7 protein-coding genes, 2 tRNA genes, 2 rRNA genes and 1 pseudogene are annotated in these 12,911 nt (G+C 41.9%); 9 read left to right on the top strand and 3 right to left on the bottom strand.

Annotation, left to right across the window (positions count from 1 at the left end; all coding sequences use genetic code 11):
* The first annotated feature begins 19 nt into the window (after positions 1 to 19).
* The 9 genes from INQ00_RS08095 to rnd all read left to right on the top strand — a co-directional run bounded on the left by INQ00_RS08095 (position 20) and on the right by rnd (position 9,896).
* Positions 20 to 96: transfer RNA gene (locus tag INQ00_RS08095), tRNA-Ile, on the top strand.
* A gap of 53 nt (positions 97 to 149) precedes the next feature.
* Positions 150 to 225, top strand: a tRNA-Ala gene (locus INQ00_RS08090).
* A gap of 234 nt (positions 226 to 459) precedes the next feature.
* Positions 460 to 3,359 (top strand): 23S ribosomal RNA (locus INQ00_RS08085).
* A 145-nt stretch (positions 3,360 to 3,504) separates the two neighbouring features.
* Positions 3,505 to 3,620 (top strand): 5S ribosomal RNA (rrf, locus tag INQ00_RS08080).
* 121 nt (positions 3,621 to 3,741) lie between these two features.
* A complete protein-coding gene (gene yoaA, locus INQ00_RS08075; RefSeq protein ID WP_420026371.1) occupies positions 3,742 to 5,664 on the top strand; it encodes a DNA repair helicase YoaA in 1,923 nt (640 codons plus the stop codon).
* 2 nt (positions 5,665 to 5,666) lie between these two features.
* Positions 5,667 to 6,377, top strand: coding sequence for a tRNA (adenosine(37)-N6)-threonylcarbamoyltransferase complex dimerization subunit type 1 TsaB (gene tsaB, locus INQ00_RS08070; RefSeq protein WP_197546750.1), 711 nt, complete (start codon positions 5,667 to 5,669; stop codon positions 6,375 to 6,377).
* A 20-nt stretch (positions 6,378 to 6,397) separates the two neighbouring features.
* Positions 6,398 to 6,940, top strand: coding sequence for a Slp family lipoprotein (locus INQ00_RS08065; protein ID WP_197546749.1), 543 nt, complete (start codon positions 6,398 to 6,400; stop codon positions 6,938 to 6,940).
* A 46-nt stretch (positions 6,941 to 6,986) separates the two neighbouring features.
* Positions 6,987 to 8,675 carry a long-chain-fatty-acid--CoA ligase FadD gene (gene fadD / locus INQ00_RS08060; protein WP_197546748.1) on the top strand — a complete coding sequence of 563 codons (1,689 nt, stop codon included), beginning with the start codon at positions 6,987 to 6,989 and terminating at the stop codon, positions 8,673 to 8,675.
* A 69-nt stretch (positions 8,676 to 8,744) separates the two neighbouring features.
* Positions 8,745 to 9,896 carry a ribonuclease D gene (gene rnd, locus INQ00_RS08055; protein WP_197546747.1) on the top strand — a complete coding sequence of 384 codons (1,152 nt, stop codon included), beginning with the start codon at positions 8,745 to 8,747 and terminating at the stop codon, positions 9,894 to 9,896.
* Positions 9,897 to 9,983: 87 nt separating this feature from the next.
* On the opposite strand, the gene pta is transcribed toward rnd, so the two are convergent.
* From pta to INQ00_RS08045, 3 genes and pseudogenes are all read right to left on the bottom strand, one after another.
* On the bottom strand, positions 9,984 to 11,057 hold the full coding sequence (pta, locus tag INQ00_RS08050) for a phosphate acetyltransferase (RefSeq protein WP_420026376.1): 1,074 nt from the start codon (positions 11,055 to 11,057) through the stop codon (positions 9,984 to 9,986).
* Between the two features lie 51 nt (positions 11,058 to 11,108).
* Positions 11,109 to 11,435: pseudogene (locus INQ00_RS09865) on the bottom strand (AAA family ATPase); the annotation flags it as partial.
* Between the two features lie 64 nt (positions 11,436 to 11,499).
* The gene (locus tag INQ00_RS08045; protein ID WP_111303973.1) at positions 11,500 to 12,705 is read right to left on the bottom strand and encodes an acetate kinase; all 1,206 of its coding nucleotides are present in this window, start codon (positions 12,703 to 12,705) and stop codon (positions 11,500 to 11,502) included.
* Between the last annotated feature and the right edge of the window lie 206 nt (positions 12,706 to 12,911).

The raw sequence follows: 12,911 nt of genomic DNA, 5'->3' as shown, positions 1-12,911 counted from the left end.
AGAAAGCCGTTATTCCCTTGGGTCTGTAGCTCAGGTGGTTAGAGCGCACCCCTGATAAGGGTGAGGTCGGTGGTTCAAGTCCACTCAGACCCACCACTCAAACTGAGTGAGTGATTGAGGTGAATAAGGTAATAAATAAACGATGACATGGGGATATAGCTCAGCTGGGAGAGCGCCTGCCTTGCACGCAGGAGGTCAGCGGTTCGATCCCGCTTATCTCCACCACTTATCATCGTTAAGTAAATTGAGTTTTTATACTTAATGAGTTTATTTAACGATGATAACTGAAAATGTTATTTCTGTTCTTTAACAACCAGGAAACAAGCTGAAAAACTGAAGAGACTTTCAAGTCCTTTTAAAGGATAAGAAAAAGTCTGAGTAAGAAGAAAATCTTGATTGAACAAAAGCAATCAAGTGTTTAGTTGAAAAACACAACATCAAGAATTTTTGAGGTTGTATAGTTAAGTGACTAAGCGTACAAGGTGGATGCCTTGGCAATCAGAGGCGATGAAGGACGTGCTAATCTGCGAAAAGCTTGGATGAGTCGATAAGAGGCGTTTAATCCAAGATGTCCGAATGGGGAAACCCAGTAGATGAAGAATCTACTATCACTTAGTGAATACATAGGTAAGTGAGGCAAACCGGGAGAACTGAAACATCTAAGTACCCCGAGGAAAAGAAATCAACCGAGATTTCGTTAGTAGCGGCGAGCGAACGCGAAGGAGCCTGTTAGTGATAATGACAGAGACAGAGGAACAAGCTGGGAAGCTTGGCGATACAGGGTGATAGCCCCGTACTCGAAGTCCAGGTCATGGTACTAAGCTAACGATAAGTAGGGCGGGACACGTGATATCCTGTTTGAAGATGGGGGGACCATCCTCCAAGGCTAAATACTCCTGATTGACCGATAGTGAACCAGTACTGTGAAGGAAAGGCGAAAAGAACCCCGGTGAGGGGAGTGAAATAGAACCTGAAACCTTGTACGTACAAGCAGTGGGAGCCCTTTAAGGGTGACTGCGTACCTTTTGTATAATGGGTCAGCGACTTATATTTTGTAGCGAGGTTAACCGAATAGGGGAGCCGAAGGGAAACCGAGTCTTAACTGGGCGTTTAGTTGCAAGGTATAGACCCGAAACCCGGTGATCTAGCCATGGGCAGGTTGAAGGTTGGGTAACACTAACTGGAGGACCGAACCGACTAATGTTGAAAAATTAGCGGATGACTTGTGGCTGGGGGTGAAAGGCCAATCAAACCGGGAGATAGCTGGTTCTCCCCGAAATCTATTTAGGTAGAGCCTTGAGCGGACACCTTCGGGGGTAGAGCACTGTTTCGGCTAGGGGTCCATCCCGGATTACCAACCCGATGCAAACTACGAATACCGAAGAGTGATACTCAGGAGACACACGGCGGGTGCTAACGTCCGTCGTGGAGAGGGAAACAACCCAGACCGCCAGCTAAGGTCCCAAAGTCTATATTAAGTGGGAAACGAAGTGGGAAGGCTTAGACAGCTAGGATGTTGGCTTAGAAGCAGCCATCATTTAAAGAAAGCGTAATAGCTCACTAGTCGAGTCGGCCTGCGCGGAAGATGTAACGGGGCTCAAATATAGCACCGAAGCTGCGGCATCAGACGAAAGTCTGTTGGGTAGGGGAGCGTTCTGTAAGCGGATGAAGGTGAATCGAGAGGTTTGCTGGACGTATCAGAAGTGCGAATGCTGACATAAGTAACGATAAAACGGGTGAAAAACCCGTTCGCCGGAAGACCAAGGGTTCCTGTCCAACGTTAATCGGGGCAGGGTGAGTCGGCCCCTAAGGCGAGGCTGAAAAGCGTAGTCGATGGGAAACGGGTTAATATTCCCGTACTTGGATAAACTGCGATGTGGGGACGGAGCAGGTTAGGTTATCGCACTGTTGGATATGTGCGTTTAAGTTTGTAGGTGGGAAGTTTAGGCAAATCCGGACTTCTATTAAACACTGAGAGATGATGACGAGGCTCTACGGAGCTGAAGTAACCGATACCACACTTCCAGGAAAAGCCACTAAGCTTCAGGTTTATCTAAACCGTACTGAAAACCGACACAGGTGGTCAGGTAGAGAATACTCAGGCGCTTGAGAGAACTCGGGTGAAGGAACTAGGCAAAATAGCACCGTAACTTCGGGAGAAGGTGCGCCGGCGTAGATTGTAGTCCCTTGCGGGCGAAGGTTGAACCGGTCGAAGATACCAGCTGGCTGCAACTGTTTATTAAAAACACAGCACTCTGCAAACACGAAAGTGGACGTATAGGGTGTGATGCCTGCCCGGTGCTGGAAGGTTAATTGATGGTGTAATCGAAAGAGAAGCTCCTGATCGAAGCCCCAGTAAACGGCGGCCGTAACTATAACGGTCCTAAGGTAGCGAAATTCCTTGTCGGGTAAGTTCCGACCTGCACGAATGGCATAATGATGGCCAGGCTGTCTCCACCCGAGACTCAGTGAAATTGAAATCGCCGTGAAGATGCGGTGTACCCGCGGCTAGACGGAAAGACCCCGTGAACCTTTACTATAGCTTGACACTGAACATTGAATTTTGATGTGTAGGATAGGTGGGAGCCTTAGAAGCAGTCACGCCAGTGATTGTGGAGGCGTCCTTGAAATACCACCCTTTAACGTTTGATGTTCTAACGAAGATTACGAAACGTGGTCTCGGACAGTGTCTGGTGGGTAGTTTGACTGGGGCGGTCTCCTCCCAAAGAGTAACGGAGGAGCACGAAGGTTTGCTAATGACGGTCGGACATCGTCAGGTTAGTGCAATGGTATAAGCAAGCTTAACTGCGAGACAGACAAGTCGAGCAGGTACGAAAGTAGGTCATAGTGATCCGGTGGTTCTGAATGGAAGGGCCATCGCTCAACGGATAAAAGGTACTCCGGGGATAACAGGCTGATACCGCCCAAGAGTTCATATCGACGGCGGTGTTTGGCACCTCGATGTCGGCTCATCACATCCTGGGGCTGAAGTAGGTCCCAAGGGTATGGCTGTTCGCCATTTAAAGTGGTACGCGAGCTGGGTTTAGAACGTCGTGAGACAGTTCGGTCCCTATCTGCCGTGGGCGTTGGAGAATTGGTTGGGGCTGCTCCTAGTACGAGAGGACCGGAGTGGACGCACCACTGGTGTTCCGGTTGTGTCGCCAGACGCATTGCCGGGTAGCTAAGTGCGGAAGAGATAAGTGCTGAAAGCATCTAAGCACGAAACTTGCCAAGAGATGAGTTCTCCCAGATTTAAAATCTGTAAGGGTTGTTTAAGACTAAGACGTAGATAGGTCTGGTGTGTAAGCGGTGCGAGCCGTTGAGCTAACAGATACTAATTGCCCGAGAGGCTTAACTATACAACGCTCAAGGGTTTTGGGTGTTGAGAAGACGAAACAGACTCAGAGAAGAAAGAGAAGAAAGTTTTGAAGGTTATCAGCTTGTTTGGTTGTGAGCGCTAGAGATAGCGGAACAGAAAGAGAGAAAAGTTATTAAAGGAATAATCCTGGCGGCGATAGAGCGGTGGTCCCACCTGACCCCATACCGAACTCAGAAGTGAAACGCCGATGCGCCGATGGTAGTGTGGGGCTTCCCCATGTGAGAGTAGGACACCGCCAGGTAATGAATGTGAACCCCGAGCTGAATGGCTTGGGGTTTTTGTTTTATATAAAACATTAGAATTCATATATAAATGAGTCTAATAATGATAAAATCTTCGCCTATTTCTAGATAGCAATAATTATGAAAAAACAGATAAGTAAGATCTTTTCCAGTGATGGCGAATTGAGTAAGAATATCAAAGGATTTAAGCCACGAGCAGAACAGCTCGAAATGGCTCAATCAGTAGGATATGCTATCCAAAATAAGCGACCGCTTGTTGTAGAAGCTGGAACAGGTACTGGAAAGACTTTTGCTTATTTAGCACCGGCACTTATTGCAGGAAAGAAAACGATTATTTCAACCGGCTCTAAAAATCTACAAGATCAACTCTTTTCAAGAGATCTACCTGCCATAAAAAAAGCCTTAAATTATTCTGGAAAAATTGCATTATTGAAAGGGCGATCCAATTACTTATGTTTGGAACGACTGGATCAGGTTATCGCTCAAGGTGTGCTTGGGGATAAATCTGTTTTAGCCGATTTAAGTAAAGTAAGAAAATGGAATAATGCGACGAAAACAGGTGATTTGACCGAATGTATAGAATTGGCTGAAGATAGCCCGATTTTGCCTCAATTGACGAGCACGGCAGAAAGTTGTTTAGGAACAGATTGTCCCAACTACACTGAATGTTATGTTGCACAAGCTCGTAAAAAGGCATTAAATGCAGATCTCGTTGTTGTAAATCATCATCTTTTCTTTGCTGATATGGCGGTAAAAGAAAGTGGCTTTGGTGAGCTTATTCCCAATGCAGAAGTCATCATCTTTGACGAAGCACATCAACTTCCCGATATAGCAAGCCAGTACTTTGGCCAATCATTAACATCTCGCCAGCTATTTGATTTATGTAAAGATATCAATATTGTTTATCGTACAGAATTGAAAGATATGCCGCAGCTTGGCACAACTGCAGATACCTTGCTTAAAGTCATTCAAGATTTCCGTCTTCTTCTTGGAGAAGGAAATCAGCGAGGAAATTGGCGTGAGCTATTTAAACAAAGTGCGGTCAAAAAATCCGTAGAATTATTACAAGAAAAAATTGAATTTCTTTCTGAAGTGATCAAGATTGCACTAGGTCGTTCTCAAACACTGGATAGTATTTTTGAACGTACTGAAAGTATTAAAAATCAATTAATGCGTCTTTGTGATACGGCTATAGTCGGTTATTGCTACTGGTACGAAAGTATGGGACGACAATTTGGTTTGCATATTACACCACTAACTGTCGCAGATAAATTTGGTGAACAGCTAAATAATAAAGAAGCGGCTTGGATTTTCACCTCAGCGACTCTTGAAGTTGGCGGCACTTTTAATCATTTCTGTCAGCGACTAGGTATTGAGCAAGCAGAACAAAAAATTCTTCACAGTCCTTTTGATTATCCTAATCAATCGCTACTTTGCGTGCCACGCTATTTACCAGAAACGAATCAAAATAATACGTTACAAGCTCTTGGTGAAATGTTGTTGCCTATCATTGAAGCGAATAAAGGGCGATGCTTTGTGCTTTGTACTTCTTATTTAATGATGAGAGGCTTGGCAGAGTATTTTAGAGAAAAGAGTGAGCTTTCTATCTTATTACAAGGTGAAATGCCTAAAGCAAAATTACTCGAACAATTTATTCATGAAACTCATAGTGTACTGGTTGCAACCTCGAGCTTTTGGGAAGGTGTGGATGTCCGTGGTGATGCACTTTCCTTAGTCATTATTGATAAATTGCCTTTTACTGCACCAGATGAGCCTTTGCTAAAAGCACGTATTGAAGATTGTCGATTACAAGGTGGCGATCCATTTAATGATATACAGATCCCTGAAGCGGTTATTACGCTGAAACAAGGTGTAGGACGCCTAATTCGAGATGTAACAGATCGTGGTGCGGTAATTATTTGTGATAATCGTCTTGTTATGCGAAATTACGGCGAAACCTTTCTAAAAAGTTTACCTAATTCAACCCGTACCCGAGATCTCAACAAAGTGGTACAATTCTTACAAAATGAGAAAATGGATTAATAATGAAAAATATCACCTTATTAGCACTCGATACTTCAACAGAAGCCTGTTCTGTTGCACTTTGGCATAAAGGCGAAAAAACATATTTAGATGAATTAGCACAACGTACACACACAAAACGTATTCTTCCAATGATTGATGAGTTGCTTGTCAATTCAGGTATTAATTTGAAGCAAGTAGATGCGTTAGCATTTGGACGCGGTCCTGGTAGTTTTACTGGTGTTCGTGTCGGCGCAGGGATTGCGCAAGGGCTTGCATTTGGTGCTGATTTACCTGTTATTGCGATATCAAATTTAACAGCAATGGCTCAGGCTGCATTTGAATTATATCAAGCTGAAAATGTGGCAGCTGCCATTGATGCGAGAATGAATGAAGTTTATTTTTCTCAAGTAAAACGAGAAAAAGTGCGGTCAGAATTGGGTGAGTTTTTCCAATGGAATCCCGTGATTGAAGAACAAGTTTGCCAACCAGAAAAAGTACTTGAGCAATTTTCAGATTTATCGGCATACCGAGTCGGAACGGGTTGGACAGCGTATCCTCAATTTAAAGAAAACGGTTTAGAAGGAAGTGATATTATTTTACCTTCTGCACAATATATGCTTGAGCTTGCTTTAACAGATTATGCGCAGAATAAAGTCATATCTGCCTTAGAGATTGAGCCTGTTTATTTGCGTAATGAAGTAACTTGGAAAAAATTACCTGGGCGTGAATAATTTTCAAAAAGGAGTTGAAGATGAATAAAAAAACGATCTTAGTTTTGACCACACTTTCGACCACATTAGTGGGATGTGTTAATGCACCGAAAGGACTGGAAAAAGAACAATTTACTTTAAAATCATTATCTTCAATTCAACAGAGTGATTATAGCTGTCAGTGCAAATCAATTCGTTTAGGCGGAAAAGTATTAACAGCACAAGCCCAGCCGAATAAAACTAAAATTGAAGTATTAAGCTATCCAGTTTACTCAACCTCTGCAAAACCCATGATTGATGAACAACCTAATGGACGTTTTATTACTTATCTTGATGGTTTTGTTGAGCCTGAAAGTTTAAAAGACCAATTTATTACAATTGGCGGTACCTTACTGAAAACAGAACAAGGCAAGGTTGATCAGGCAAGCTACACTTACCCTGTAATTAAAACCAATCATTATCGTGTCTGGAGGCTTTCTCAAAGCTATTACTATCCAGATGATATGTGGGATGATTGGGGCTTTTTTGGTCGACGACCATATTATTGGTATGGTGAGCCTGAAATTCGCTATTATCTCTACTAACTAAATGATAAAATTAAGAAAATTTTCCAAAGAATAAGGATAAAAAATGGAAAAAGTTTGGTTTCAAAATTATCCAGAAGGTTCACCCACCACGCTGGATACCTCAAAATATGATTCGATTCTCGATATTTTAGATAAAGCAATTCGTGAGCATCCAGACCGTCCTGCTTATATCAATATGGGACAAGTGCTGACTTTTCGCAAATTAGAAGAGCGAAGCCGTACATTTGCTGCATATCTACAAAATGAATTAAAATTAAAACGTGGCGATCGTGTTGCTCTCATGATGCCTAATTTATTGCAATATCCTATTGCGCTTTTCGGTATCTTACGTGCGGGCCTAGTTGTCGTAAACGTGAATCCACTTTACACCCCACGTGAATTAGAACATCAGTTACAAGACAGCGGTGCAACGGCGATTGTTGTTGTTTCAAACTTCGCTTCAACCTTGGAAAAAATCGTGTTTAACACTAAAGTAAAACATGTAATTTTGACAAGAATGGGTGATCAGCTTTCTTTTGGTAAGCGTAATTTGGTCAATTTTGTCGTGAAATACGTCAAAAAGTTAGTGCCAAAATATAAATTACCGAATGCAGTGACTTTCCGTGAAGTGTTAAGTATTGGTAAATATCGCCAATATGTTCGTCCACAAGTGGATCGTGAAGATTTAGCTTTCTTACAGTATACAGGCGGTACAACAGGTGTTGCCAAAGGTGCAATGCTGACACATGGCAATATTATTACCAATATTTTCCAAGCGAAGTGGATTGCAGAGCCATTTATTGGCGATCATGCGAAGCAACGCATTGCTGTACTGGCTTTACCGCTTTATCATGTTTTTGCCTTAACGGTAAACTGTTTACTCTTCTTAGAGCTTGGCGTTACCGCGCTCTTAATTACGAACCCACGTGATATTGATGGTTTTGTTAAAGAGCTCAAAAAATACCGTTTTGAAGCGATTACTGGGGTGAATACCTTGTTTAATGCGCTACTTAATAATGAAAATTTCAAAGAAGTAGATTTTTCACGATTAAAACTTTCTGTTGGTGGCGGTATGGCGATCCAACAATCAGTCGCAACGCGTTGGCATGGTTTAACTGGCTGTAACATCATTGAGGGTTATGGCATGACAGAATGTTCACCGCTAATTGCCGCTTGTCCGATTAATGTGGTGAAACACAATGGTACAATCGGTGTACCAGTGCCAAATACCGATATTAAAATCATCAAAGATGATGGCTCGGAAGCACAACTTGGTGAAGCTGGAGAGCTTTGGGTTAAAGGTGAACAGGTCATGCGTGGGTATTGGCAACGTCCTGAAGCGACTGCTGAAGTGCTTCAAGATGGTTGGATGGCAACGGGTGATATCGTCATTATGGACGAGAGCTATAGCCTCCGTATTGTTGATCGCAAAAAAGATATGATCTTAGTTTCAGGCTTCAACGTTTATCCAAATGAAATCGAAGATGTGGTGATGCTAAATTATAAAGTCGCTGAAGTGGTCGCTATCGGCGTGCCACACGAAGTGTCAGGAGAAACCATTAAAATCTTTGTTGTGAAGAAAGATGATAGCCTCACGCATGATGAATTACGCCAACATTGCAGACAACATCTCACAGGTTATAAAGTCCCGAAAGATATTGAGTTTCGCGATGAATTGCCGAAAAGTAATGTAGGCAAAATTTTAAGACGCATACTGCGTGATGAAGAAATAGCAAAACGCGCGCAACATTAATTAAATCAGGGATATGTGTTCATATCCCTGTTTAGTCTGTACCTCTATTTGAAAATACATCCTATTACAATGATAAAAGAATGCCAAAATCAACCGCACTTTACATTAATTCAAAATAATGAAGAGCTTGCTCAGGTTTGTCAGTTAGCGCGTCAGCAAAGTGCGGTCGCTTTAGATACCGAATTTATGCGGGTATCGACCTATTATCCTAAATTAGGATTAATTCAACTTTATGATGGTGATCGTGTTTCATTGATCGATCCTTTATCCATTACTGATTTTTCACCTTTTGTGGAATTATTACGCGATCAGCAGGTGACAAAAATTTTACATGCTTGTAATGAAGATTTATTGGTTTTTTTGCAAGAGTTTGATGCACTTCCACAACCTATGATGGATACGCAAATTATGGCACGTTTTCTAGGTTTTGCTAATTCAGCGGGCCTAGCCAAATTGGTGTTACATTATTTGGGCGTTGAAATGGATAAAGGGGCAACACGTACAAACTGGCTAAAACGTCCACTTTCCCCTGTACAGCTACAATATGCCGCAGGGGATGTATGGTATCTCTTGCCAGTCTATCAAAAAATGCAAATAGAATTAGCACAATCACCTTGGCTCCAAGCGGTAATTGATGATTGCCAGCTTGCGATCTCTAAAACTAGTAAATTAGACGATCGCGATCCAAACAAAGCCTATTTAGAGATTCCGAATGTTTGGAAATTGAATCCGCTCGAATTAGCGCGTTTACAGCTATTAGCCAAATGGCGACAAGAAACGGCAATGGCACGAAATTTAGCCCTTTCTTATGTGGTTAAATCAGACAACCTTTGGAAAGTGGCAAAAAACAATCCTCGCAATACATCAGAAATGTTAGCGCTTGGCTTATCTGAAAATGAAGTCCGTGTACGTGGCAAAAAAATGCTTCAATTGCTAGCACAAAGCCGCCGAATTTCACCTTATGATTACCCTAAGCGTTTAGTGCGTATTGTGGACGATCCTCGTTATAAAAAGGCAATTCGATTGTTACAAGAAAAAGCTTATGAACTGACCCCAAAAGGATTAACCCACGATGTTCTGGCAAGTAAACGAAATTTAGAAGATCTCATTAAATGGGTCTGGTTAAAAAATGAAGATATGACAAAACAGCCCGATTTGCTTTTAGGGTGGCGAAGAGAGATTGGCTTGAAGCTGGTTGAATACTTAAAATCTGTAGAGTAGCCACTAAAAACAATTTTAAAAATAACCGCACTTTGAATCATCAAAAGTGCGGTTATTTTCTTTAGTGTTTTACAACAAAGGCTTTAATTAAGCTTGTGTTGCTTGGATCGCGGTTAATGCGATGGTGTAGATGATATCATCCACTAATGCACCACGAGATAAGTCATTAACCGGTTTACGCATACCTTGAAGCATTGGACCTACAGCGACTAAATCTGCAGAACGTTGTACCGCTTTATAGCCGATGTTACCTGCGTTGATATCAGGGAATACAAATACGTTTGCTTGACCTGCCACTTTAGAGTTTGGTGCTTTAGAAGCAGCCACATCTTTCATTACAGCTGCATCGTATTGTAATGGACCGTCGATTAATAAATCAGGACATTTTTCTTGTGCAATGCGAGTTGCTTCTTTTACTTTCTCTACAGATTGACCAGAACCAGAAGTACCGGTTGAGTAAGAAAGCATTGCGACTTTCGGATTTAAACCAAATGCTTTTGCAGATTCAGCAGATTGGATTGCGATTTCAGCCAGTTGTTCAGCGGTTGGCTCTGGGTTTACTGCACAGTCACCATACACTAATACTTGGTCTGGTAATAACATGAAGAATACAGACGAGATAATTGAGCTACCTGGTGCTGTTTTGATGATTTGCATCGGTGGACGAATGGTATTTGCAGTGGTGTGAACGGCACCAGAGACTAAACCATCTACTTTGCCCGCTTCTAACATCATCGTACCTAATACAACGGTGTCTTCTAATTGCGCACGTGCTTGTTCTTCCGTTAAACCTTTAGATTTACGTAATTCAACCAAACGAGCAACGTAATTTTCGCGTACGTCAGCTGGATTGATGATCGTTACGTCAGCGCCTAAAGTCACGCCTTGCTCTGCCGCAACTTTTTTCACAGATTCTGGATCCGCTAATAATACCGATTTTGCGATACCACGTTCAGCACAGATAGCTGCCGCTTTAACTGTACGAGGTTCATCACCTTCTGGTAATACGATGGTTTTACCTGCTTTGCGTGCCAAATCAGTTAATTTGAAACGGAATGCCGCTGGAGAAATACGCGCTTCACGAGCAAGTGGTGCAGAGATTGCATTCGCTAATGCTTGTGCATCTAAGGTTTTAATTTTGCCTGATTGTGCACCAAACACCCCTAAGATTTCAGTGTTGTTCACACCGCCAAATTCTGAAGCAATGGCTTCTACTAATGTGCCTTCTTCATTGTTTGCCACTAAGATAATTTGTGCATCTAAGGTTTGTGCAATCGCAAAGTTTAAGCTATTTGCAAAAGGCGCTTGAGCTGAAGGTTGAACACCTTTAACAACCACTAAATTTGCATTTAATGCTTGGAAATCAGCAACGATTTTTTCTAACAACACGTCTTTTTGATTATTTGCGATTAATGCTTGAGCGGCTTTTACATCTTCGACTGCATTGAATACGACAGCGCCTGTTGTTTTAGCTGCGTCTAGTGCTGCTGCTAAATTTGCTTCTGCGCTAGTTGGAATAAGAATAACTGCTTTAGTCATTTTGATATACCTTTTAATGAATGAAAAAACCTGCTGATTTCTCAGCAGGTTTGAAGGAAGTTGATTAGCCCGCTAAACGTGCTGTATCTTGTGCAATTACTAATTCTTCATTGGTTGGAAGAACGATCGCTTTAAATGCAGAGTCATCAGCAGTGATCACGCCTGATTTGCCAAAGCGAGCAGCAAGGTTGCGTTCTTTGTCTAATTTGATGCCGAATAATTTTAAGTGGCCTAATGCTAATTCACGAACGTGAGCAGAGTTTTCACCAATACCCCCCGTAAATGCGATGGCATCTAAGTGATCATCACCTAAAACGGCCATGTATGCACCGATGTACTTCGCTAAACGGTAGCTGTAAACATCTAATGCACGTTTTGCTTCTGGTTTAGATGCATCGTCGTAGTTATCTTCTGCATAACGGCAGTCACTTGTTACTTCAGTTAAACCTAAAAGACCTGATTTTTTCACTAAAGTCTCTTCGATTTGATCCATTGACATGCCTAAGTTTTTGTATAGGTAGAAAACGATCGCAGGGTCGATGTCACCACAACGTGTACCCATGACTAAACCTTCTAACGGGGTTAAACCCATAGATGTGTCAATACATTTACCGTTACGAACAACAGAAACAGAACCACCGTTACCTAAGTGACAGATGATTGCGTTTACTTGGTCTGCCGGTTTGCCTACGTATTCAGCGACTTCACGAGAAACGAAGTAGTGGCTGGTACCGTGTGCACCGTAACGACGTACACCATGTTCTTTGTAAAGTGAGTATGGAAGTGCATATAAGTATGCTTCTTCTGGCATGGTTTGGTGGAATGCTGTATCAAATACGACAACGTTCTTATCTTTTAAGTGTGGGAATGTTTTAAATGCTTCACGGATACCGATTAAGTGAGCAGGGTTGTGAAGCGGTGCAAATTGTGCAGCGTCTTCAATACCTTTAACCACTTCATCTGTTACAACAACAGATTGGGTGTATTTCTCACCACCGTGAACAATACGGTGACCAATCGAGGTGATAGAGTTTTTCAGCTCATCAGTCATAATGTTTGACGCGATGAAGTTAAGTGCTTCAGTGTGCGCTGCACCAGCACCTAAATCTGCACTACCTTTTTCACCGTTAAGTTTCCATTTGATACGAGCTTCAGGAAGATAAAATGCTTCTGCTAAGCCTGATAATTTTTCTTCACCTGTTGCAGGATCAAGGATTGCAAATTTTAATGAAGAACTACCACAGTTAAGGATGAGAACAAGTTTTGACATAGGAACCCTATTTTTGATTGAGGTTAATAAAAATCCATTCAAAAGAACGGAGTATAAATCTTATATAGAATACACCTTTTAGCGTATAAAATAAATTAACTGGAGGGTAAAAATACGATCTTTTATTAGAAAAGTTGAAAATTTCAACAATTTCTAGTCAGGGATGACAATTAAACCTAAACTAGAGTATTATAAGCGCAGTTATT

Source organism: Haemophilus parainfluenzae (genome assembly GCF_014931275.1).
Taxonomy (GTDB): domain Bacteria; phylum Pseudomonadota; class Gammaproteobacteria; order Enterobacterales; family Pasteurellaceae; genus Haemophilus_D.
This window is presented reverse-complemented; position numbering and strand designations above follow the sequence as displayed.